This window comes from Melioribacter sp. Ez-97, assembly GCF_051488665.1.
Lineage (GTDB): Bacteria > Bacteroidota > Ignavibacteria > Ignavibacteriales > Melioribacteraceae > Melioribacter.
Genome location: NZ_JBPSEG010000010.1, coordinates 82,441 through 106,123, shown reverse-complemented (window position 1 = coordinate 106,123; position 23,683 = coordinate 82,441). Strand labels below are relative to the sequence as shown.

Sequence of the window (23,683 nt, the reverse complement as noted above, 5' to 3'; positions counted from 1 at the left end):
CCGATTTTCGTTCAAACCTTGATTTTAGAAAAGGCGGTTATTATTTTACAACACTTAAAAACAGACAAAGGAGGATTCTATGCATAACGATGAAACAAGAGGAGTAGGAAAAGGTATTTTGATCGGTTTTTTTGCCGGCGCAGCTATCGGTTCGCTGCTCGGAATGTTATTTGCACCCAAAAGCGGTAAAGAATTGAGAGAAGACATCCGCATTAAATCTAAAGACGTGATGGACGACGCCGAATCGTATCTGGCTGTGGCAAAAGACAAAGCTAATCAATTGATAAATGAAGGCAAGAAGAAATCCGAAAAGCTCGTAGCCGAAACTAAAGAAAAAGTCGACGCGCTTTTGGACGAAGCGGAAAAAGTATTGGCAGACGCTAAAGTCAAAGCTTCGGACGCGGTTAAAACAGGCAAAGAAAAAGTTGAAAAAGAAAGCGACAAGTTGAAAGCCGCAGTTAAAGCCGGCGTCGACGCTTATCGTTCTGAAAAAGAATCTTAATTATTTATTATGACTTTAATCGATATCTTACTGGTTGTATTAATTTTAGCGGCAATATCTTTGTGCGTTTTTTTAATTGTCTACCTGAAAAAAATTACGGACGATATTCAAGCCCTTCGTAAAGATATTGATATGCTAATCGACAAGACAATCCCGGCTGTCGACAATCTGAATGAAACCGTCGACAAAGCCAGGAGGATTGTTTCCGACATCGAAGATTACTGGACGGAAATCGATTCGTCCATTAAAAGATTTAAAGAAAAAGTGAATTCTTTCAAAAAGGGAAAAATATTGAAGGAGGAAGAAAAAGCCGCTAATTTCATATCGAATTTACGAGCCGTCGCCAAAGGTCTGCGGGCTTTTTGGTCTACAATGGCGCGAAAATAAATTTTCTCGATCGATAAATATTATAAGGAGACTACATCTTGAAAGAGTATAATCCAGACGCAATCCGAAATATTACATTAATTGGACACGGCGGAAGCGGTAAAACTTCCATCTCCGAATTACTCCTTTTTACATCCGGCGCTATTAACAGAATCGGTAAAATTGAAGAAGGAAATACTGTATCCGACTTTAACCAGAATGAAATTGAAAAACAAATCTCTATCTATGCCACTCCTCTTCATTTGGAGTGGAACAATAAAAAAATTAACTTGCTCGACACTCCCGGTTTTCCCGATTTTATCGGACAGGTAATTTCGAGCCTCTATGTATCCGACGTAGCGGTTTCGGTTATCAAAAGCGCCGAAGGGATTGAAGTCGGCACCGAACTGACGTGGGAATATGCAAGAAAATACAATATCCCTTCAGCGGTAATTGTTAATAAAGTCGATAACGAACACTCCAAATTCTTTGATACTATTGAAGTTGCAAAAAACAGACTTTCGCCCGATGTAAGCGTGGTCGCTTTCCCTGCGAGCGAAGGTCTCAATTTCAACGGCGTTGTGGATTTGATTAAAATGAAACTTGTTACTTACGGCGACGCAGGTTCGAAAAAGGTTACGGTTGAAGATATACCGGCTAATCTCAAAGAACAGGCTGATAAACTGCGCGAGGAATTGATCGAAAAAGTAGCCGAGTCCGACGAAGATTTGATGAATAAATTTTTTGAAGAAGGCACTCTATCCGAAGACGATCTGGTAAAAGGAATAAAAAAAGCTATTGTCGACGGTGCGCTTGTACCTGCGTTCCCGATGGCAGCCACAAAAGGCGTAGGCGCAAACACATTCCTCGATTTCGTCGAAAAATATTTCCCGTCGCCGGCGGACAGAAAACCGCTCGAAGCAAAAATGAAAGACGGCGGCACGCCCGTCGAAATCAAATGCGACCCGAACGGCGAAACAGTTCTCTTCATATTTAAGTCTCTTTCCGAACAGCACGTCGGCGAACTTTCGATATTCAAGGTCTATTCGGGAACCGTTACTCAGGGTATCGACCTTGTAAATACTCACAAAGATAAAACGGAAAGAATCGGTCAGCTCTTTATTCTAAACGGTCATAACAGAACTGAAGTAAGCAGTCTGAAAGCAGGCGATATCGGAGCCGTGGTTAAACTGAAAGACAGTCACACCGGCGACACTCTTTGTTCCAAAAACTTCTTGGTAGTATTGCCGGAAATCGAATATCCCGAACCGGTTATCAGAATGGCAGTTCAGCCGAAGGCAAAGGGCGACGAAGACAAAATATCCGCAGCTTTGCATACGGCGCACGAAGAAGAACCGACTTTGATTTCGAAATACGACCCTGAAATTTCTCAGACAATAATTGCAGGGCAGGGCGAACTTCAATTGAACCTTGCCATCAAATTGTTGAAAGACAGATACGGCGTAGAAGTCGATCTTGTCGAGCCGAGAATTCCTTACCGCGAAACTATTAAAGGCGTTTGCAACGACGCGGAATATAAACACAAAAAGCAATCAGGCGGCAGGGGACAGTACGGACACGTTCATCTTAAATTGGAACCGCTTCCGAGAGGAGGAGGATTCGAATTTGTCGACGCTATCGTAGGCGGCGTGGTTCCCGGCAGATTTGTGCCCGCTGTTGAAAAAGGCTTGAAGGAAATTATGTCGAAAGGAATTCTTACCGGCAGCCAGGTCGTCGACGTCAAAGTTACTTTGTTCGACGGAACATACCACTCGGTCGACTCCGACGAAGTTTCTTTCAAAATTGCCGCATCGCAAGCTTTCAAAAAAGGATTTATGGAAGCAAAGCCCGTTATCCTCGAACCGATTTACGATGTCGAAGTTAAAATTCCCGAAGAATACATGGGCGACGTGATGGGCGATATTTCGAGCCGCAGAGGCAAAATTCTCGGTATGGAATCGGAATCTCCCTTCCAGATTATAAAAGCGAAAGTTCCTCTTGCAGAGCTCCATAAATATTCGACTCAATTGCGCAGCTTGACTTCGGGCAGAGGTATGTTCAAAATGAGCTTCTCGCACTACGAAGAAGTGCCGAAAGAAGTGGAAGCCAAAATTATAGAAGAATATCAGAAACAAAAACAAGAAGCCGCAGAATAATTATTGCGCGGCGCTGATTTTAAACGACCCGTCAATTCGTTTACGGTTGACGGGTCGGTTATTTTTTTCCCTCGATATTTAATTTACAGGAGTGTTATGGAACGTTTGTGGTCGCCTTGGCGTTCGCAATATATTGAGTCATTTAAGGATAAGAAGCAGGACGAAACGTGTATTTTTTGCAAAGCCGTCAATGAAAAAATCGACGACGAAAAATCGCTCAAAGTTTACAGCTCCGACTTATGTTTTGTTATGCTCAATCTTTATCCTTACAACAGCGGACACATAATGGTTATTCCAAACAGACATTTGTCGTCTTTTGAGGATTTGACTCAAGAGGAAATGAATCGCATTATGCAGGTAACCAAGTTGAGTATGAAAGCCCTCGATCTGGTAATGAAGCCGCACGGCTTTAATTTCGGCGCAAATCTCGGTAAAGCTGCCGGAGCCGGTATCGACGAACATATTCACTTCCATATAGTGCCGAGATGGAACGGGGATACTAATTTCTTTCCGGTTCTCGGAGACGTAAAAGTAATATCGCAGGACTTACTTCAAACAAAGTCGAACTTAATCGAAGCTTATTCAAAACTAACCGCTAACTCTAAATAAAAAATAATATGAAAAAAAATATTCTCGTCGCTCCAAATTCGTTCAAAGAATGCGCTAATTCTGTTGAAATCGCATCGCTTTTTCAGGCGGCTTTCGACAAACTGATTCCTGACGATCTTAAAAAGGTTGTTGAATTCCATTATAAACCGATCAGCGACGGAGGCGACGGATTTCTGGAAACGGCTAAAAATTATTTCAGCCTGGAATTGCTTCATTTCGAAATTTCATATCCGCATTCGGATGAAAAATTCTTGTGTCCGGTCGGCTATTCAATGCAAGATAAAAAAGTTTATGTCGAATCCGCTCTGGCGTTAGGACTCAATCTGGTGCCTCACGAAAAAAGGAATCCGATGTTGCTTAATTCGGTCGGAATGGGCGAATTGATACAACAGTTAATCGAAAGCAAAGAGAACGGATTTCTTGAAATAGAAGAACTGATTATCGGTATCGGCGGGACTGCCACAAATGATTTGGGTCTCGGAATGATGAGTCGTTTGGGGCTTGAATTGTACGATAATGACAACAAGAAGCTCGACGCGTTGCCTGTTAATTTTATAAAAACCGAAAAAGTTAATTACAGCAAGAAGAAATTACCGTTCGGCATTACTGTAGTTCACGACGTTAACAATCCTTTGCTCGGTAAAGAAGGCGCTACGATGGTCTATGCCGCTCAAAAAGGCGCAAGCGATAAAGACCTGGAGGTTCTCGAAAAGGGATTCGAAAAAATTCTCGGCTTAGCCGGATGCGACAACAAAACCATACAGTCGCTCAACGGCGCCGGCGGCGGATTAACGGCGGCATTTCAACTTTTCTTCGACGCTAAATTAAAATCGGCGGAGGAATTTATTTTCGAAGATCTTGGACTTGCAGACGAAAAATATGATTTGGTTTTAACGGGAGAAGGCAAATTCGATTTCCAGAGTAAATACGAAAAAGGAGCTTACCTGATAATCAAAAAATATGCGCCGGAAGGGGTGCCCGTCTACGTAGTATGCGGCGAAGCCGAAGGCGATTTGCCCGAAGAAGAAAATATCCGTATTATCGAATTGGCGGAGTATTTCGAGTCGCCGGAAGAATCGATCGAAAAGATTGACGAAGGAATTTTAACCGCCGCTAAGATTATTGCCAGAGAAATTTTACATCAGTTTACAATAAAAAATTAAAGCCGGAATCTAGATGGAAAATAAAGACGAAATTCTGGAACGAGTTTCGGTCAAAGAACTCGATTCAATTTTAGGAAAGAAATTTAAAGTTCTGGACGACGGTTTTGTTCGCGTCGTCGATTATATGGGCTCGGACGAATCGATTGTTCAGGCTGCCCGCGTTTCTTACGGAAAAGGAACGAAAAAAGTGAGCGAAGACCGCGGGCTTATTCGTTATCTTTTAAGAAATCAACATACGACTCCGTTTGAAATGTGCGAAATTAAATTTCATGTGCGCGTGCCGATGGATACTTGGCGTCAGTGGATTCGTCACAGAACAGCGAACGTCAACGAGTATTCGACTCGTTATTCGATTGCAATCGACGCTTCTCAAAAAACAGACCCGGATAAATGGAGATACCAGGCAAAAGACAATAAACAGGGGAGCGAAGGTTTCCTGAGCGCAGAAGTCGGCAAAATTTTGTCCGAAAAAGAAATAAAGTTTCAAAATTATGCGCGTGAAATTTATAAAGAAAGAATCGAAGCTGGAGTAGCAAGGGAACAAGCCCGTAAAGATTTGCCGCTTTCTACTTATACGGAAGCTTACTGGAAAATCGACCTTCATAATTTGTTGCGATTCATTTCGTTGAGAATGGACTCCCACGCTCAGTACGAAATTCGTCAATACGCCGAAGTTATCGGCAAGGAGATTGTCGCCAGATGGTGCCCGATTACATGGGAAGCTTTTATGGATTATATTTATAACGGCGTTAAATTCTCAGCGCTCGAACTGAATGTTTTGAAAGCCATTAATTCGGGAGATAAAGAAGAAGCTCTCCGGTTGGCTGATAGTTACGGCTGGTTAAAAAAAATAAACGACCGCCTTGCAAAGAACAGAGAAAGAATCGAATTCGAAGAGAAACTGAACCTGCTTGGTATCAAAATACCGTGGGCATGAATTTGTAATTTCATGAAAATTATTATCATCGCCGCTAAAGCGAAAAATAATGTGATTGGTTATAAAGGCAAGTTGCCGTGGCATTCTCCCGAGGAGTTACAACATTTTAAATCGACGACCACAGGATTTCCCGTTGTAATGGGACGCAAAACCCGCGAGTCGCTCAAAAGACCGCTCGATAACAGGCTCAATATTATTTTAACCCGGAATAAGGAATATAAAACAAACGAGTCCGACTCCGTAGTTTTATTCAGCGTTGACCAAGTTTTGAAGCATTGCAAAGATTACGAAAAAATTTTTATAATCGGAGGCAGACAGGTTTTCGGGGCTTTTATCGGCATAGCCGACGAAATGCTTATTTCCGAGATGAAATTCGACGCCGAGGGGGATACTTTCTTTCCGGAATTCAACCAGGAAGATTGGACTGCAACTAAAAAAGAATTTAACGATTTCGTTCTTTATCATTATATTAGAATTACTTAAAGTGAATTTAAGATGGAAAATAAATCAAAAAAAATAAAAATACTGCCGGAGAATATTGCCAATAAAATAGCAGCCGGCGAAGTTGTTAACAGACCCGAATCGGTAGTAAAGGAACTGCTCGAAAATTCGATTGACGCAGGCGCTACCGAAATCGAAGTTATAATTAAAAATGCCGGCAAGTCGCTCATTCAGGTTATCGACAACGGCGAAGGCATGAGTCAGGACGACGCTCTCCTATGCGTTCAGCGACATGCAACCAGCAAGATAAATTCCGTTGACGATCTCGAAAGCATAATTACATACGGTTTCAGAGGCGAAGCTCTGGCTTCAATCGCCGCTGTCAGCCAGCTCGAAATTAAAACCAGAAGGGAAGAAGACCAGCTTGCCGCTTATATCCGGTTTTCGGATTCGAATGAGTTAGTAGCCGAAAAAGTTGCTTTTCAAAAAGGAACTTCGGTTACGGTTAAAAATCTTTTTTATAATGTGCCTGCGCGCAGAAATTTTCTGAAATCGAATACTACGGAACTGAAACATATTATAGAAACATTCAAACGCGCCGCTTTAAGTCATCCGGAAATCTACTTTAAATTTTATAACGACGACGATCTTCTTTTCGATTATGAACCGGGTTCGTTGCTCGACAGAATGAAAGCCGTATTTGCCGATAATATCGACGAGGCGCTGCTCGATGTCGAAGAAATTACTGATTACATAACTCTTACCGGTTACGTTACAAAACCGAATTATCTCCGGAAAAGCAAAGGCGATCAATACTTTTTCCTCAACAAACGCTATGTTATAAATAAGACAATTAATCACGCGGTCTTTTCGGCGTTTGAAAACATACTCGAAAAAGGCGATTATCCATTCTTCGTACTCTTTATGGAAGTTGATCCGAAAAAAGTCGACGTCAACGTTCACCCGTCCAAACTGGAAGTTAAATTCGACGACGAAAGAGAGATTTACGCGTTTGTTAATGCCGTAATAAGAAAGACAATCGGCAGTTACGACCTCGTTCCACAGGTTACTCTCGACGACAACGGAAATTCCGAACAGAGATTAAGACCTCAGAATTTCAGAAATATAGATAAATACGACTTTTCCGACCGACCTGCGGTAGAACGTGAAACGAAAAAATACAACGAAGAAGATTTAAAAAGACTCTTCCATCTGGACGACGAGATTAAAGCCGCAGCGGCTCCCGAATCGGCTCCTCATCCGTTCGAAAGCAGACCTCAGCAAAAAGAAGTTACGCACAGATTCGAATCGACGCAGGAGAAAGAAAGCGAGACTCCGTTTATTGTATTGCTTCATAACAAATATATTCTTTCCCAGATTAAAAGCGGTCTGATGATTATCGACGCTCATGTGGCGCACGAAAGAATTCTTTACGAGCAGGCGTTGAATTCGTTTAATGCCAACATTCCCTTTTCGCAACACCTTCTGTTTCCTCAAGTAGTCGATATGGACCCGGCGGATTACGAACTGACTAAGGAACTCGAGCCGTATCTGACAAATCTCGGATTCACGCTCAAATTCAAGCCTAAATACCGCGTTGAAATAATCGGCATTCCTTCCGACCTGAAAACCGAACACGAAGTCGATACGCTGCTCGACATACTTCACGAATACAGAAAGAATCAGCAGGAAAAAATACTCGACGTCAAAGACAACCTTGCAAAATCGTATTCCTGCAAAGCGGCAATCAAAGCCGGAGACAAGCTCGACGAAAAAGAGATGCGCATTCTGGTCGACAAACTTTTTGCCACTTCGATGCCGTATGTCTGTCCGCACGGCAGACCGATAATTATCAAAATACCGATCGAAGAGTTCGACAAACGTTTCGGCAGAACCTAAAAAACAATAGAAAGGATTTCGATGGAATCCGAATACAAAAAAGCAAAAGTAAGATATCTTGACCGGTTATCCGAATCGGTAACCGCGCCTCGAAGATATTCGACCGTATCCGACCTTCCCATAAAGGAATGCTACTTTCCCGACGATATCGAAGGGAAAGATTATTTGTCGGATATCGGTTTTCCGGGGGAGTATCCTTTTACCCGCGGAATTCATACTACAGGCTACAGGGGTAAGATATGGACAATGCGGCAGTTCGCCGGCTTCGGCACGCCCGAAGATACAAACCGGCGTTTTAAATATCTTCTTGCCAAAGGGCAAACCGGACTGTCGGTTGCATTCGACCTGCCAACTTTGATGGGCTGGGATGCAGACGCGGAAATGAGCAGGGGCGAAGTGGGCATCTGCGGCGTTTCGGTCTCTTCGTTGCTCGATATGGAAATTCTTTTTAAAGATATTCCGCTCGATAAAGTTTCGACGTCGATGACGATTAATTCCCCGGCGGCAATGATCTTTGCTTTTTATCTGGCGGTGGCGAAGAAACAAGGTTTGAATCTCGCTTCGCTCAGCGGCACGCTTCAAAACGATATATTGAAAGAATATATAGCTCAAAAAGAATTTATATTTCCGCCGCGCCCATCGATGAGAATAATCGTCGATATGATAGAATATTGCAAAAACGAAACTCCGAAATGGAATCCGATTTCGATAAGCGGATACCACATCAGAGAGGCGGGTTCGACCGCAGTTCAGGAACTCGCATTTACTCTGGCTGACGGCTTTGCATATATTGAAGCGTGTCTGGAACGCGGTATGGATATCGATTCGTTCGCGCCGCGGCTTTCGTTTTTCTTTAATTCGCACCTCGATTTCTTCGAAGAGATCGCGAAATTCAGAGCGGCTCGACGCATTTATGCGCGTCGAATGAAAGAAGTCTATAAAGCAAAAAATCCGAGATCGTGGTGGCTGCGATTTCATTCCCAAACCGCAGGCTGCACTCTTACGGCGCAACAGCCGGAAAACAATATCGTAAGAACGGCGTATCAGGCGCTTGCGGCTGTTTTGGGAGGGACTCAATCGCTCCATACAAATTCGATGGACGAAACGCTCGCGCTGCCTTCGGAAAAAGCCGTTAAAATTGCGCTTCGAACGCAGCAGATGCTGGCTTTCGAAACGGGCGTTATCAATACAGTCGATCCGCTCGGGGGCAGTTATTTTATCGAAAAACTTACCGACGAAATGGAAGCCGGAGCCGAAAAAATCTTTGCGGAAATTGACGCTCTCGGAGGCGTTATCCCGGCTATCGAAGCGGGATATTTCCAAAAGGAAATTGCAAATTCCGCATACCGTTATCAGCTTCAGCTCGAAAGCAAAGAAAAGATTATAGTCGGCGTTAACGAATACGTGGACCCGGACGAAAGTATCGACATTCCGATACTCAGAATTCCTCCCGAAGTCGAAACAGAGCAAAGAAAACGCCTGGCTGAACTGAGAAACGGCAGAAATCGAGAAGATGTAAATAAAGCGCTCGAAAATATTGCTGTTGCTGCCAGAGACGGAAAAAATCTGATGCCGCCTTTGATTGAAGCAGCGGAAAAATATGTTACACTCGGAGAAATGGTAGCCGAACTTAAAAAATATTTCGGCACATATACCGATGTGCCGGTATTTTAATTATGGATAAATTAGGACAATATTTAAGATTAATCCGCATAAAAAGCTGGATTAAAAATCTTTTTGTGTTTGTCCCTTTGGTCTTTTCGAAGAACTTATTCGAGCCTGCAAGTTTGACAGGCTCGATTATGGCGTTTCTCGCTTTTTCTTTGGCTTCCGCATTAGTTTACGTAATTAATGACTACTTCGACGTCGAGTACGATCGTTTGCATCCCGTTAAAAAGCACAGACCGATTGCCTCCGGAAAAGTATCGGGAAAAGAAGCGATAACAATTGCCATTGTACTAGCGCTCCTTTTGACAGTGATATTATACGGAACAGGCGCTCAATTCAAGTACATTATTGCAGCTTACATTGTAATAAACTTTTTTTATTCTCTTTACCTTAAAAATTTGGTAATACTTGACGTAATGATTATTGCCTTCGGATTCCTGTTGAGGGTCGCAGGCGGCGCTGTCGTCATTAATGTGGAATTATCCGGCTGGCTTATACTTGCGACAATTTTCATTGCCCTTTTTATGGCGGTGATTAAACGAAGTGTGGAATATGCCTCCTATGAGGATAATGCGAAGAAAAGAAAAGTTCTGCTCGACTATTCATCGGAGCTTTTAAACATAATTACTGCCGTCAGCGCCGGAGGTATTATTATTTCGTACTCCCTCTACTCGATTTCGGAACATACTGTTCAAGAATTCGGCACGGGAAATCTCGTATATACGATATTATTTGTTATCTACGGAGTTTTGAGATATCTCTACCTTGCAATTAAACAAAAACGGGGCGAGGATGCCGCAGAGCTCGTACTGTCGGACATTCCCACTATTTTGAATGCAATTTTGTATATTTTATCTGTATTATTGATAATTTACGGTTAATCTATGGTCAACGATTTTCTGATTTTAATAATATTGTTATTTGCGAGCGCATTTTTTTCGTCTGCCGAAATTGCATATGTCGTCGCAAATAAAATCAAACTAGAACTCCGGGCGAGGAAAGGAAATTTCTACGCAAAGACGGCATTCTATTTTGTTCGGAAACCGGAAGCGTTCTTTTCTACAATCTTAATCTCGAATAATATTATTAATATTTCGTTCGCTTCGATTTCTTCTTATTTCTTGCTTCACTATTTCGGTTACAACGAATTCGAAATATTATTAGTATCCACAATGCTTCTGTTGCTCTTCGGGGAATTGATTCCCAAATATATCGGCAGGGAAGTTGCAGATTTCCTGGCGCTTATGTCGGCTGTGCCCGTTAGAATTTTATCCGTATTGTTTTATCCTTTCGTTGCCGTTACTTCAAAAATTTCTTCAATTGTGGAAAGAATTGACGAGAGAGAAGAAGAGGGGGTTGTAAACGAAATCGACCGTGACGATATCCAGAATCTGATTGAGGAGAGCAGCCAGGCTCAAAAAATTGACGAAGAACAATCCGATATCATAAACAAGATAATCGAAATTCGCGATCAGAAAGTTTACGAAGCCATGACTCCCCGGACTGACATTGTGGGAGTCGATATTAATTCCACGCCGGACGAAGTGCTCGAAAAATTCATTGAATCCGGCTATTCCAAATTAATTGTATACGAGGAAAATCTTGACAATATAAAAGGGATGGCGCTGGTTAAAGATTTTTTGAAAATGCCAAAAGAACTGAAATCAGTATTGCGCGATGTTGTTTTTGTTCCCGAATCGAAAAGAAGCCTCGAAATGCTGAATGAATTTTTGAGCAAACAGTTTTCACTTGCGGTAGTCGTCGACGAATTCGGGGGCACGGCGGGCATAATAACGGTTGAAGATCTGATTGAAGAACTGTTCGGCGAAATTAGGGACGAATACGACGTCGACGAAATTATTGCCAGAAAAATCGGGGAGCACACATATATACTCAGCGGTAAAGTCGAAATCGATTACCTCAACGACGAATTCAATTTGAATATCGAAGAGGGCGATTACGAAACTCTGGCAGGCTATATTACCACAAAACTCGGCCGTATACCTCGTAAAGGGGAATCGTTCAATATCGACAATTTTTCGATACAAATTCTTAAGTCGGATAAGAAAAAAGTCGATCTGGTGAAACTTTACGTAAAAGAATCTAACTGAAATTATAATAAAAACTTAGGCGATTTGAATAAAGTAATTATACTGCTCCTTTTCTTTGCTGATTTTATCTTTCCCCAAAATTGCATCAATTTCGGGGCTTTCCATCAGCCTGTAGACGTAAAGCATGATTATCTTAATTTCGTTTTCAGATCGGTTACAGATACAACCTCTTTACGCGCCATTCTTGAGGACAGTAAACGGTACGGTTATACGATATGTCTGAATTTAACGGGAGCACGGCATAACTTTCAGAATGAAGACGGTAATTTTAGCATCGACAAATTTGCGGAGCAATTGAATAAGTATTCCGGATTCGATTTCGAAGAATATAAAGAGATTATTTTTTGCCATTTGATGTTCGATGAACCGCACGATCCGAATAACTGGAACGGAAATAAAGTCGACGGAAAACTAATCGATTCGGCGGCGGCGCTGAGTAAAAAACTTGTCGATTTTGTTGCCGCTGCAGTAGGCGCTCCGGCAGATTACCTGTCTAATTTCGGAAGATACAGATACCTCGATTATGCCAAACCTCAATATTCTTCTAAATTCGGCAATATTCATGATTTTATCGATACCAATTCGAAAGCCGCAATTGAGTCGGGATTGAGAAACATTTACAGTATTAACGTCCTTTCCGGCGGAATTAATCAGAACCAAATGACGAAGGATGAAATTGTAAATTATTCGCTGGCTCTACTCAGAGATTCCACGTGCGACGGACTGCTTTACTGGAAATGGGATGAAAATTATTTTTCGAACATAACTGATGCCTTCGAAGAAATTTATAATGAAATATGCAATATTACGAATGTTAGTCAAAGTGATGTAACGTCAGAAAATGTAATAACATATCCCAATCCTTTTAGAGATCATTTGAAGATTGCCGGTGTCCGCGGGAATACGCATATATCGCTTTACAATATAGCAGGCGAAGTGGTCTATTCCGGAGTATTAAACAGGGAGGGAATAATTAAACTCGATTATCTCCCGGCAGGATTCTATATTCTGGTATTGAGGGATAAAATGGAGACAAAAGTTACAAAATTGCTAAAAATCAGGTAGAAATATTCATATATTTCGGTTCCGAATTATGTGAGAATTATGGAATTCAAGTTAGAAAAAAGAGATATACATTCAAAAGCCCGGGCAGGCAGAATTATTACGGAGCACGGCGAAATCGAAACGCCTATTTTTATGCCGGTGGGAACGCAGGGAACTGTTAAAGCCGTTTCCCAAAGAATTTTAAAGGACGAAATTAAAGCGCAAATAATTTTGTCGAATACGTATCATTTGTATTTGCGTCCCGGCACGGATATTCTGGAGCAAGCCGGCGGTTTGCATAAATTTATGTCGTGGGACCTGCCGATACTAACCGACAGCGGAGGTTTCCAGGTCTACAGCCTTACCGAGTTGAGAAAACTGAAAAGCGACGGCGTCGAGTTCAGATCTCATCTCGACGGCTCGAAACACTATTTTACGCCGCAAAAAGTTATCGAAATCCAGAGAAGTATCGGTTCGGATATTATTATGCCGCTCGATGAATGCACGCCTTACCCGTGCGAATACGATTATGCAAAAAAATCGACCGAATTGACGAGCAGCTGGGCTCTACTCAATAAAGAGGCTTTTGAATCGACAAAACCTCTCTACGGTCATTCGCAGGCTCTTTTCGGAATTATTCAGGGCAGCGTCTATAAAGAATTGAGAGAAATTTCGGCTAAAGATCTGCTGAAACTCGATTTCGACGGTTATGCAATCGGAGGGCTTGCGGTTGGCGAGCCGCCGGAAGTAATGTACGACCTTGTAAATTTCACTACCGATTTTATGCCGGAGAACAAACCGAGATACTTGATGGGCGTGGGGCGTCCGGAAAATATTCTCGAGGCTATTGAGCGCGGGGTGGATATGTTCGACTGCGTAATGCCGACCCGCAATGCCAGAAATGCGTATCTTTTTACGTCGCGCGGTATTGTTTCGATGCGCAACGCAGCATACAAAGACGACTTTTCGCCGCTCGACCCCGATTGCGATTGTTACACGTGCAGAAATTTCAGCAAGTCGTATCTCAGGCATTTATTTAATGCAAAAGAAATATTAGCTTTGGAATTGTCTTCTATTCATAATTTGACTTTTTATCTGAACCTGGTTAAAACTGCCAGAAAAAAGATACTCGACGGAAGCTTTATTGAATGGAAAAACGAAATTGTAGAAATTTTATCAACCAATGTACAATTAAATAAGGAGTATTAAATGGATTTATTATTAGCAATGGCTCCGCCTCCGAACGGACAGGGCGGTTCAGGCGGATTGATCAGCACTTTGATTATGTTCGGCGCAATTTTTGCCATCTTCTATTTTATGATTATTCGTCCACAGCAAAAAAGAGCCAAGGAACGCGAAAAATTGCTCTCTTCGGTTCAAAAAGGCGACAAAGTGATTCTCAGCAGCGGACTTTACGGCACTGTCGCAGGACTCGACGAAAAAACCGTTCTTATCGACGTGGGCAATAATGTAAAAATGAAATTCGAACGGTCGGCTATAGCCACTATTTTGAGAGACGACAAATAATTATCAAATGCTCACAAGCCCCGTTCAGGGGAACGGGGCTTTTATTATTTCTATCCGGAGGAAGTATGAAAGTTTTGGGAATCAAAAAAAATTTTCTTGCCATCGAAAAAGAGTATTCCAATTACGAAGAATCCGAAATAGTTATTATTTCGGCTCCTTTCGAAAGAACCGTTAGTTACGGAAAAGGAACTGCAACAGGCCCCGATGAAATTCTGAAAGCCTCTCATTATGTCGAATTTTATGACGAGGAAATGAACCGCGAACTATGTTTTGAAAAAGGGATAGCTACTCTCGAGCCGTTGGATTTTAAGAATTTGTCGATCGAAAAATCACTCAGGAAAATTTACAAAGAGACCGCGCGGCAAATCGACAACGGCAAGTTCGTAGTTTTGTTGGGAGGCGAGCATTCGATTTCTTCGGCTCCGGCAATGGCTTTTTCGGAACGATTTCCCAACCTTTCGATCCTTCAAATCGACGCTCATTCCGACCTGCGCGACAGTTATAACGGCAGTAAATTTTCGCATGCCTCCGTAATGGCTCGAATAGCCGAATTCAATAAAAATATTGTCCAGGTGGGAATCCGCGCTCAATGCAAAGAAGAAGCGGAATTTAGAAAAAAACACAACATCAAAACTTTCTACGCCAGAGAAATCAAGTCGGGTATGTACGGCGAGAACTGGCAGGAATTGGTCGTAAAGAATTTGACGGAAAACGTCTACATAACTTTTGACGTCGACGGATTCGATCCGTCGTTGTTGCCTGCGACTGGAACTCCTGAGCCGGGCGGTCTCTTCTGGGACGAAACCATGAATCTATTGAAAATTGTCGGGGCGGAAAAAAACATTGTAGGCTTCGACGTCGTGGAACTGGCGCCTTCTAAATATCATCCTTCGTCGAATTTTGTAGCGGCAAAACTCGTTTATAAAATGCTCAATTACGCTTTTACCGGCAGATAGGTGTTGAATTAGTCGTTCAATTTGGTTATTTAAGAGTAACATAAATTTGAGCGAGAGGGTAAATTGAAAAAAATACTGCTGCTGGTTTTAATCTTTCTGTCGAGCGTATCGGCGCAAAAAGTTTATTACGGCGATATCGAAGGCGATATCGATCTGGGATTGGCGCCTTACGTAAAAAGAATTGTCGACGAAGCGGAGCAGAATACGGCAGATGCAATTATCTTCCGAATTAATACTTTCGGAGGAAGAGTCGACGCAGCCACTCAAATTAAAGATGCAATACTCAACAGTAAAGTAAGAACCATCGCATTTATCGACAAGCGCGCAATTTCCGCCGGCGCATTGATAGCTCTTTCATGCGAAAAAATTGTTATGACTCCGGGCGCTTCAATGGGCGCTACAACTGTAGTCGATCAATCCGGTCAAAAACAATCCGAAAAATATCAATCCTACATGCGCTCGGAAATGAGAGCGACAGCCGAAAAAAACGGCAGGAGAACAGATATTGCCCAGGGAATGGTAGATGAAACTATAGTTGTGCCCGACCTGCAGGACGACAGCACAAAACTGATTACGCTGACTGCGGAAGAAGCCCTTAAATTCGGAATGGCAGACACAATTCTATCATCTGTCGAAGAAGTTAAAGAAGCTTTCGGATACAAAAATGCGAGTTTGATTACAGTCGAATCGAACTGGGCGGAAGATTTCATCAGATTTCTCAGCCATCCGATTATATCATCTCTATTGATAATGATCGGCTTGCTCGGGCTTTATACGGAAATAAAAACTCCTGGCTGGGGAATGCCCGGGACGATTGGAGTAATCAGTCTGGCGCTATTTTTCGGCAGCGGCTACATTCTTGAACTTGCTTCGGCTCTCGAAATAATCCTCTTTATTGTGGGCGTTATACTGCTCCTTATTGAAATCTTCGTTGTACCGGGTTTCGGCATATTCGGCGTTAGCGGAATAGCATTAATGATAGTCAGCCTTTTCCTGGGGCTTGTTTCCGATTTCCCATTAATCGATTGGGATATTATCTCGTTTGCTATTATACAGCTTGCGCTTACGCTCCTTTCTACGCTTGTTATTATGGCTTTAATGCTTAAATATTTGCCTAAAACAAGCGTGGTTACCAAATTGGTTCTGGATAAAAAAGTTGAACAGAAATCGGGATACGGAACTTTGCCGTCATTGAAAGATTTGATCGGCAGGGAAGGTATCGCTTATACAGATTTGAGACCTTCAGGAACAGCTTTGATAGACGGCAAAAGAGTCGACGTAATTACGGAAGGCGATTATATTCAAAGAGACAGCCCTATTACAGTAAAAGCCGTTGAAGGTTTGAAAGTTATTGTGGAAAGAAAAAAGTAAAAAAGACCTGCCCGTTAGCTAACGGGCAGGCATTTATTTACAGCAGTTCAATAATATTTTTGTTTGTCGTAATATCTTTTCGAACGGTTTTGATTTTCTGCTGCATCGAATTGAGCATTTCAAGATTGGCTTTCAATTCAACGGTAGTTCCCGTTTCCGATTTTATTAAAAGACCTCTGTCGATATCGAAAAGAATTTTTCCTTCGCCTTCGATTTTCGGATCTTCGAAACTGTATTTGATGCCGTTTTCTTCGCCGCTTTTATTTCCCGTCCAAGTTGTGTTTAAATCCGCGCTTACATTTACCGCCCGGTTGCCGTCATATTCGACAAACCCGTCTACTTTGTAAGTAACGTTGTTGTTTATGTTGAATACGCTTAGCTGGGAAGGATAGGTCTTTATCCATGTAGAATCTTGCGCCAGTTGTTTGTCTGGGAGTTCTCTGAAAATTAATTGAGTAAGCGGTCTGATGATTGCGTCTCCGATGCTTTTGGAGAGCTGAACTTTTTGTTCTGTTGTGAGTTTCTGATTCTCCGGCTGCAGCGAGTTCATTTTATCGACCATTTTGTCGAGCCTAGAAACTTCGAGCACTTCGCCTTTTTTGCTTACCCGGGCGCGGTATGGAACATTGTGTATTGCATAATACTGGATGAATTTCTGATTCTGTTCCTGGTCGTTTTTAGCGTTTGCGTCGTACAAGAATTTTTGTCCGTTAATGTCCGCGTCGATTTTCAATGACGAAATTGTTATTGCCAACTCGGCTGTATTGTCCGGCTCCACTTCAACGACGTTAATATCGAATTGATAAATCGTGTTTTCGTTCGATTTGGATTCAATGAGCGAGTCGGCTTGAATTGTCTCGTTTGCAGCGGTTATCGTAGTCAGTTTATACTTAATGTTATCGCCTTTGGAGAATTTATAGTCGACAGTTACCGATTTGCCTTTCAGATCGATCTCTTTGAGTTCGGCGGAGTTCTGATTATTATCTTTTTCGCCCGAGCATCCTGCAATGATCGCAAAGAGAAGCAGGGCAATTAATCTGTTTTTCATTTTATTCTTCCCATCCGTTGATTTCTAATAATTCTTTTCTTGAAAAGAAATGAGCGATTTCTTTTGCCGCGTTTTCGTCCGAGTCGGAGCCGTGAACGATATTTTCCTGAATGTTTTCGGCGTACATTTTTCTGATAGTGCCTTCTTCGGCTTTTGCAGGGTCTGTGGCGCCTATCAATTTGCGGAAATCTTCAACGGCATTTTCTTTTTCGAGCACAATAGGCACGCACGGACCCGATGTCATATATGAAATCAGTTCGTGAAAAAACGGTCTTTCCTTGTGCACTTCGTAAAATCCTTTTGCGGCGTCGGGCGTAAGTTTAACCATTTTCATTGCCGCAATTTTAAATCCGGCGCTTTGAATATGACTTATTACTTTTCCGATTAATTCCTTGCGGACGCAGTCGGGTTTAAGAATAGCAAGAGTTCTGCTCAATTTATTTCTCCTTTATTTATTTCTTTTTTGATTTTTTTCCAAAGCTTTTTTCATCGTGATTCCGATTTCAGCGGGACTTTCGACGACGTGAATTCCCGCCTTTTTGAGAGCCGCCATTTTTTCAGCGGCAGTGCCTTTACCTCCCGATATGATGGCTCCGGCGTGTCCCATTCGTCTTCCCGGAGGAGCGGTACGACCTGCGATGAATCCGACTACCGGTTTTTTGACGTGCTTTTTAATATATTCGGCAGCTTCTTCTTCGGCTGTTCCGCCGATTTCGCCGATCATAACGATACCTTCGGTGCCTTCGTCTTCGTTCATCAATTTAATAATGTCGATAAAACGGGAGCCGATCACAGGGTCGCCTCCGATTCCTACGCACGTCGATTGTCCGATGCCCAGATCGGATAATTGTTTGACAGCTTCGTAAGTTAAAGTTCCGCTTCGCGAAACAATGCCAACCTTTCCTTTTTTATGGATGAAGCCGGGCATAATTCCGATTTTTGCTTTTCCGGGCGATATAATGCCCGGACAGTTCGGACCGATCAAACGCACGTCTTTTCCTTTTAATGAATTATAGACACGAACCATATCCCTGGCTGGAATGCCTTCGGTAATACAGACGATTAATTTAATGCCCGCGTCGGCTGCCTCAAGAATTGCGTCGGCAGCAAAAGCCGGCGGCACAAAGATAGCCGAAGCTGTGGCTTTGGTTTCTTTTACCGCTTCTTTAACGGTATTGAAAATGGGTATGTCGGTATCTTCGAATTTCTGTCCGCCTTTGCCGGGAGTTACTCCGGCGACAACTTTAGTTCCGTATTCGAGCATTTGACGGGTATGGAAAGAACCTTCGCCTCCGGTTATTCCCTGAACTAAAACGCGCGTTCTTTTGTCGAGAAGGATACTCATAATTTTTCCCGTAGTTTGTTTATATTTCTTACAAAATTAAGAAAGGAATTTGAAATATACCCGAAATTTCTCGAATTAATTTATTTCAACTTCTCCAGCTGTTTGGCAAACCGGAGCAATTTAAGTTCCTCAAAATGATTGGCCATCAACTGGAGCCCGATCGGCATACCGTCCGAGTTTTTTCCGATAGGAATATTAATTCCGGGTATACCCGCCAGATTTGCCGGCGTGGTAAAAATATCGCTCAAATACATTTGGAGCGGGTCGGCTGATTTTTCGCCGATCTTGAATGCTACCGTAGGCGTTGTGGGAGTCAATATTAAATCTGCCTGCTCGAATGCTTTATCGAAATCTTCTTTTAGAAGGCGTCTTACTTTTTGAGCTTTTCTGTAGTAAGCGTCGTAATAGCCTGCGGAGAGAACGTAAGTTCCCAGCATAATTCTGCGCTTAACTTCTTTGCCGAATCCTTCTGTTCTCGATTCGGTGTACATATCGAATAAATTATTCGCTTTGTCCGACCGGTAACCGTAATGCGCTCCGTCGTAACGCGATAAATTCGAAGAGGCTTCGGCTGTCGTCAATATATAATATGTTGCAATTGAGTATTCCGTGTGGGGCAGCGATATCTCCTTAACTTCGTATCCGTTTTTCTTTAATATATTAATTTGATTCTCTACGGCTTCTTTAATTTCCGGGTCGAGTCCGCCTTCGCTCGAAGGATTGAGGTATTCTTTCGGTATACCCACGGTGAATTTTTCCGGTCCGTTTCCGGTTAAATCGAAATCGGGAACTTCAATCTCCCGGCTTGTCGAATCTCTCGGATCTTTACCGGCTAGAACGCTTAAAATCAGGGCAATATCGTCGACCGAATTTGCAAAAGGACCGACAGTATCGAAAGACGATGCAAATGCGGTCAAACCGTATCTTGAAACTCTTCCGTAAGTTGGTTTGAGACCGTAGACGCCGCAAAAAGCCGCAGGTTGACGAATCGATCCTCCGGTGTCGGTGCCTATGGAAGCGTCGCACAATCCTGCCGCGACAGAAACTGCCGAGCCGCCGCTTGAGCCTCCGGGCACGCGTTCTTTATCGTGCGGATTTCGAACTATGCCGAATGCGGAATTCTCGTTCGACGAACCCATCGCAAATTCGTCGCAGTTGGTCTTTCCGATTATTATGGCGTCCTCGTCGATTAATTTTTGAACCGCCGTAGCGGTATAGACGGCTTCGTAGTTTGCCAATATTTTCGACGAGCAGGTCATCGGACGGTTTTTTATTGAGAGGACGTCTTTGACAGAAATTACCATTCCAGCCAATTTGCCGGCTTTGCCGCTTTTGATTTTTTCTTCAATCTTATCGGCTTCCGATAACGCATCGTCAAAAACAAAATTAAAAGCGTTGAGCTCTTTATTGTCTTCGATTTTACGAAGGAATTCTTCAACGTTTTTTCTTAACGAAAGTTTTCCCGATTTAATTAATTCCGTTTTTTCCGAGTGGTTTCTGTATTGAGCCAATTAAATCACCGTGATTAATTTGAAGTTTCGGATTTATCCTTTTCGGTTTCTTTTTTCGAGTCGACTTTGTCGATCGATTTAATGTCTTCTTCCACTTCCCGGATTGCCTTTTTGAATTCTTTCATACCTTTACCGATGCCTTGAGCTACTTCCGGAATTTTCTTCGCGCCGAAAAGAATCAAAATTGCAAGCACAATAAGAATAATCTCAGATGCGCCTAAGTTTCCAAACATAATTCATCCTCCTTATTTATAAAAACTTTCAGCAATCGACTTAAAAATTAAAGCTCCGTCCGTTCTGGACAATGCCGTATCGCACGCCCTTTCGGGGTGGGGCATCATCCCGAGAACATTGCCTTCTTTGTTTATTATTCCCGCTATGTTGTTGAGCGAACCGTTGGGATTTGCTTCCGGAGTTACGTTTCCATTGATGTCCGAATAACGGAATACTACCTGATTGTTTTTTTCGAGTTCGTGCAATGTTTTTTCGTCCGTATAATAATTTCCTTCGCCGTGGGCAATCGGGATTTTAATTACGTCTTTATCTACAAGTTTTGTAAAGATTGTATTTTTATTTTCCACTTTCAGGTAGACGTCTTTGCAAATGAATTTCAAATTAATGTTCTTTTGCATTACTCCGGGGAGAAGACCGGTTTCCAGGAGTATTTGAAATCCGTTGCAAATGCCGATTACAATGCCTCCTCCGTTGGCAAATTTAATTACTTCGTCCATGATGGGGGAAAAGCGGGCAATTGCGCCAGTTCTCAGATAGTCGCCGTACGAAAAACCTCCCGGCAGCAATATTACATTCGAGCCTTTCAGGTCGGAATCTTTGTGCCACAAGAATTCGGTATCGTAACCGAGTATTTTTTTAAGAGCGTAATAAGCGTCGTGGTCGCAATTAGCGCCGGGAAAAACTACAACACCAAATTTTATCTTCATTTTAATTTTTCTGTTTTACTTGTTCCAAATGATATTCAAAATCTTCCATTATCGGATTGGAGAGGAGCTTTTCGCTGTATTCTTTGAGTTCTTTTTCGGCGGCTTCTCTGTCGTCTGTGTCGATAAAAAACTCGATATATTTTCCGATGCGAGTGTTTTTAACGTTGTTAAAGCCGAGTAATTTGGCTCCCTGCTCAACTGCTTTCCCCTGCGGGTCTAAAATTGTAGGTCTTCTTTTAACGATTACTGTTGCTTTGAACAATTTACTTCTCCTGCGTCGTTTCTAAAATCTGATTTTTTGAAAAAAAGAAAAAATAAAGATGTCTAAATATACCAAAGAGCACTATTGATAGAAAAATGAAAAACAAAATTCTTCCGTTTGTAGCGAAAGCGAGAAACAAAGCGATAATCAACGTTACAAATAAAACGATTTTTTCTTTAATTTTTTTGTCCTTCAATTTCGGAAGCGCATTGTAGCGCACTTTGCTTACCATCAGGAAAGAGAGCAATAGTATCAGGGGTATTATAAAAATGTCGAACGGCTGCGTCATTCCGTTATCGGTGGAATATGAAAAGACGAGAGTGGAAATCGTCAAAGCCGAAAGCGGTATCGGCAGTCCGGTAAAATCTCCTTTCGTGTTCAGGTCTTCGACCATAATGTTGAAGCGAGCCAACCGGAACGATCCGAAGATAAGTATGAGCGAGCCGATTATAATTCCCGGCAGACCGAATTGATAAGTGTATGCTTTATAAATCAGAAATGAGGGCGCGGCGCCGAAACTTACTACGTCCGAAAGCGAATCGAGTTCGACTCCGAACCGGCTCGATGTGCTCAAAAGCCGCGCAATAATTCCGTCGAGCGTATCGAAGATTGCGGCCATTATAATAAAAATAGCGGCAAGCTTGTAATTCCCGTGCGACGTATAAACAATCGACAGGAATCCGCAAAATAGATTAAGCGATGTTACAAAATTGGCAACAAACGATTTTGAATTAGTCATTTTTGTACTCGAATAAAATTGATTCGCCGGCTTTAACTTTGTCTCCCGGTTTGACAGCGGGAGTCCATTTTTTCGGAGCTATGATATCCGAACGGCTGCCGAATTTGATCATTCCGAAACGATCGCCCATTTTAACCGTGTCGCCCTCTTTGAGTTCGTATACGATTCTTCTTGCTATAAAACCCGCCACTTGCGTAAAAAGGACTTTCCCGTATCTGGATCGGATTCCGATTTCGCTTCGTTCGTTTCTTAAATCCGATTTATCGTAAAACGCCATCAGGTAATCGCCTTCGACATAATTCAGATATTCGACTTTGCCGTCTATCGGAATTCGATTTACGTGCACGTTCAAAGGCGACATGAAAACCGACACCTGAATGGCTTCGTCGTCGATGAATCTTTTTTCGTAGACTTCTTTGACGAACAGAACTTCGCCGTCCGCCGGGGATACAACTACATCGTTCCTGTCGGGAGGAATCCTCTCAGGATCCCGGAAAAAATTCAAATTAAATATCAAAAAAAGAAGACCGATAATAATCAGCCCGTATTTAATCCATCCGTTGTTTACGAAAATTCCGGCAAGAATGAGCAGCGCGGAAATTGCCGCCATTAAAATGAATGTATTTAAACCGTATTTTGCTATCATATTTTTCAGAAGATTTTTATAAACCATACTAATCTAATATTTTATTTACTTAATTTCTTGTGTTAATTTTTTTTGATAATTTTGCGGTACGAATATTATAAACCGGAGGAAAGATGAATTTCAATATGCAAAATATGCTCAAACAAATTCAGAAGATGCAGGCGGAAATGGCAAAAGTCCAGGAAGAATTGGGCAGCAAAACTGTAACCGAAGAAAGCGGCGGCGGTATGGTTAAAGTGACCGCCAACGGCAAAAAGGAAATTGTATCGATCGATATAGACGACGAAATTATTAAAAGCAACGATAAGGAAATGATCGAAGACCTTATCATCGCGGCGGTCAACAAAGCGTTGGAATCCGCCTCCAAAATGGCGGAAGAAGAAATGGCTTCGGTTACAAAAGGCATGATTCCGCCGGGAATGAACATACCGGGGTTCTAAA

26 protein-coding genes are annotated in these 23,683 nt (G+C 42.3%); 17 read left to right on the top strand and 9 right to left on the bottom strand.

Annotation, left to right across the window (positions count from 1 at the left end; genetic code table 11):
- Positions 1-79 precede the first annotated feature (79 nt).
- The 16 genes from ACSSWA_RS11625 to ACSSWA_RS11550 all read left to right on the top strand — a co-directional run bounded on the left by ACSSWA_RS11625 (position 80) and on the right by ACSSWA_RS11550 (position 16,750).
- Positions 80-502 (top strand): YtxH domain-containing protein, encoded by a 423-nt coding sequence (locus ACSSWA_RS11625; protein ID WP_437356742.1) that lies wholly within the window; start codon positions 80-82, stop codon positions 500-502.
- 9 nt (positions 503-511) lie between these two features.
- A complete protein-coding gene (locus tag ACSSWA_RS11620) occupies positions 512-889 on the top strand; it encodes a DUF948 domain-containing protein (RefSeq protein ID WP_437356741.1) in 378 nt (125 codons plus the stop codon).
- Between the two features lie 38 nt (positions 890-927).
- Positions 928-3,024 (top strand): elongation factor G, encoded by a 2,097-nt coding sequence (fusA, locus tag ACSSWA_RS11615; protein ID WP_437356740.1) that lies wholly within the window; start codon positions 928-930, stop codon positions 3,022-3,024.
- A 96-nt stretch (positions 3,025-3,120) separates the two neighbouring features.
- Positions 3,121-3,633, top strand: a complete 513-nt coding sequence (locus ACSSWA_RS11610) for an HIT family protein (protein WP_437356739.1) — start codon at positions 3,121-3,123, stop codon at positions 3,631-3,633.
- Between the two features lie 8 nt (positions 3,634-3,641).
- The gene (locus ACSSWA_RS11605) at positions 3,642-4,796 is read left to right on the top strand and encodes a glycerate kinase family protein (protein ID WP_437356738.1); all 1,155 of its coding nucleotides are present in this window, start codon (positions 3,642-3,644) and stop codon (positions 4,794-4,796) included.
- Positions 4,797-4,809: 13 nt separating this feature from the next.
- Positions 4,810-5,733 carry an FAD-dependent thymidylate synthase gene (thyX, locus tag ACSSWA_RS11600; protein ID WP_437356737.1) on the top strand — a complete coding sequence of 308 codons (924 nt, stop codon included), beginning with the start codon at positions 4,810-4,812 and terminating at the stop codon, positions 5,731-5,733.
- 12 nt (positions 5,734-5,745) lie between these two features.
- Positions 5,746-6,216 (top strand): dihydrofolate reductase, encoded by a 471-nt coding sequence (locus ACSSWA_RS11595; protein ID WP_437356736.1) that lies wholly within the window; start codon positions 5,746-5,748, stop codon positions 6,214-6,216.
- Positions 6,217-6,228: 12 nt separating this feature from the next.
- Positions 6,229-8,073, top strand: coding sequence for a DNA mismatch repair endonuclease MutL (gene mutL / locus ACSSWA_RS11590; RefSeq protein ID WP_437356735.1), 1,845 nt, complete (start codon positions 6,229-6,231; stop codon positions 8,071-8,073).
- Between the two features lie 21 nt (positions 8,074-8,094).
- Positions 8,095-9,747, top strand: coding sequence for an acyl-CoA mutase large subunit family protein (locus ACSSWA_RS11585; RefSeq protein ID WP_437356734.1), 1,653 nt, complete (start codon positions 8,095-8,097; stop codon positions 9,745-9,747).
- A 2-nt stretch (positions 9,748-9,749) separates the two neighbouring features.
- Positions 9,750-10,622, top strand: a complete 873-nt coding sequence (locus tag ACSSWA_RS11580; RefSeq protein ID WP_437356733.1) for a decaprenyl-phosphate phosphoribosyltransferase — start codon at positions 9,750-9,752, stop codon at positions 10,620-10,622.
- Positions 10,623-10,625: 3 nt separating this feature from the next.
- Positions 10,626-11,852, top strand: coding sequence for a hemolysin family protein (locus ACSSWA_RS11575; RefSeq protein WP_437356732.1), 1,227 nt, complete (start codon positions 10,626-10,628; stop codon positions 11,850-11,852).
- A gap of 24 nt (positions 11,853-11,876) precedes the next feature.
- The gene (locus ACSSWA_RS11570; protein ID WP_437356731.1) at positions 11,877-12,917 is read left to right on the top strand and encodes a T9SS type A sorting domain-containing protein; all 1,041 of its coding nucleotides are present in this window, start codon (positions 11,877-11,879) and stop codon (positions 12,915-12,917) included.
- 39 nt (positions 12,918-12,956) lie between these two features.
- The gene (gene tgt / locus ACSSWA_RS11565; RefSeq protein WP_437356730.1) at positions 12,957-14,105 is read left to right on the top strand and encodes a tRNA guanosine(34) transglycosylase Tgt; all 1,149 of its coding nucleotides are present in this window, start codon (positions 12,957-12,959) and stop codon (positions 14,103-14,105) included.
- Positions 14,106-14,423 carry a preprotein translocase subunit YajC gene (gene yajC / locus ACSSWA_RS11560; protein ID WP_014857378.1) on the top strand — a complete coding sequence of 106 codons (318 nt, stop codon included), beginning with the start codon at positions 14,106-14,108 and terminating at the stop codon, positions 14,421-14,423. It begins immediately after the preceding gene.
- Positions 14,424-14,488: 65 nt separating this feature from the next.
- Positions 14,489-15,379, top strand: a complete 891-nt coding sequence (gene speB, locus ACSSWA_RS11555; protein WP_437356729.1) for an agmatinase — start codon at positions 14,489-14,491, stop codon at positions 15,377-15,379.
- Positions 15,380-15,442: 63 nt separating this feature from the next.
- Entirely contained in the window at positions 15,443-16,750 is a 1,308-nt protein-coding gene (locus ACSSWA_RS11550; RefSeq protein WP_437356728.1) for an NfeD family protein, read from the top strand.
- Between the two features lie 37 nt (positions 16,751-16,787).
- Here ACSSWA_RS11550 and ACSSWA_RS11545 read toward each other — a convergent pair whose 3' ends face one another.
- From ACSSWA_RS11545 to ACSSWA_RS11505, 9 genes are all read right to left on the bottom strand, one after another.
- A complete protein-coding gene (locus tag ACSSWA_RS11545) occupies positions 16,788-17,798 on the bottom strand; it encodes a DUF6263 family protein (protein WP_437356727.1) in 1,011 nt (336 codons plus the stop codon).
- A 1-nt stretch (position 17,799) separates the two neighbouring features.
- Entirely contained in the window at positions 17,800-18,234 is a 435-nt protein-coding gene (gene ndk, locus ACSSWA_RS11540; RefSeq protein ID WP_422881863.1) for a nucleoside-diphosphate kinase, read from the bottom strand.
- Between the two features lie 12 nt (positions 18,235-18,246).
- Positions 18,247-19,143 (bottom strand): succinate--CoA ligase subunit alpha, encoded by an 897-nt coding sequence (gene sucD, locus ACSSWA_RS11535; RefSeq protein WP_422881861.1) that lies wholly within the window; start codon positions 19,141-19,143, stop codon positions 18,247-18,249.
- A gap of 80 nt (positions 19,144-19,223) precedes the next feature.
- On the bottom strand, positions 19,224-20,654 hold the full coding sequence (gene gatA / locus ACSSWA_RS11530; protein ID WP_437356726.1) for an Asp-tRNA(Asn)/Glu-tRNA(Gln) amidotransferase subunit GatA: 1,431 nt from the start codon (positions 20,652-20,654) through the stop codon (positions 19,224-19,226).
- A 14-nt stretch (positions 20,655-20,668) separates the two neighbouring features.
- On the bottom strand, positions 20,669-20,887 hold the full coding sequence (locus ACSSWA_RS11525) for a Sec-independent protein translocase subunit TatA/TatB (RefSeq protein WP_422881859.1): 219 nt from the start codon (positions 20,885-20,887) through the stop codon (positions 20,669-20,671).
- A 12-nt stretch (positions 20,888-20,899) separates the two neighbouring features.
- Positions 20,900-21,595 carry a phosphoribosylformylglycinamidine synthase subunit PurQ gene (purQ, locus tag ACSSWA_RS11520; RefSeq protein ID WP_437356725.1) on the bottom strand — a complete coding sequence of 232 codons (696 nt, stop codon included), beginning with the start codon at positions 21,593-21,595 and terminating at the stop codon, positions 20,900-20,902.
- A gap of 1 nt (position 21,596) precedes the next feature.
- Positions 21,597-21,857 (bottom strand): phosphoribosylformylglycinamidine synthase subunit PurS, encoded by a 261-nt coding sequence (gene purS / locus ACSSWA_RS11515; RefSeq protein WP_014857369.1) that lies wholly within the window; start codon positions 21,855-21,857, stop codon positions 21,597-21,599.
- 1 nt (position 21,858) lies between these two features.
- Entirely contained in the window at positions 21,859-22,596 is a 738-nt protein-coding gene (gene pssA, locus ACSSWA_RS11510) for a CDP-diacylglycerol--serine O-phosphatidyltransferase (protein WP_437356724.1), read from the bottom strand.
- On the bottom strand, positions 22,589-23,269 hold the full coding sequence (locus tag ACSSWA_RS11505; RefSeq protein ID WP_437356723.1) for a phosphatidylserine decarboxylase family protein: 681 nt from the start codon (positions 23,267-23,269) through the stop codon (positions 22,589-22,591). Before ACSSWA_RS11505 ends, pssA begins: the two co-directional genes overlap by 8 nt.
- A gap of 86 nt (positions 23,270-23,355) precedes the next feature.
- Between ACSSWA_RS11505 and ACSSWA_RS11500 the strand changes: the two genes are divergently transcribed.
- Entirely contained in the window at positions 23,356-23,682 is a 327-nt protein-coding gene (locus ACSSWA_RS11500) for a YbaB/EbfC family nucleoid-associated protein (protein ID WP_437356722.1), read from the top strand.
- Position 23,683 lies beyond the last annotated feature (1 nt).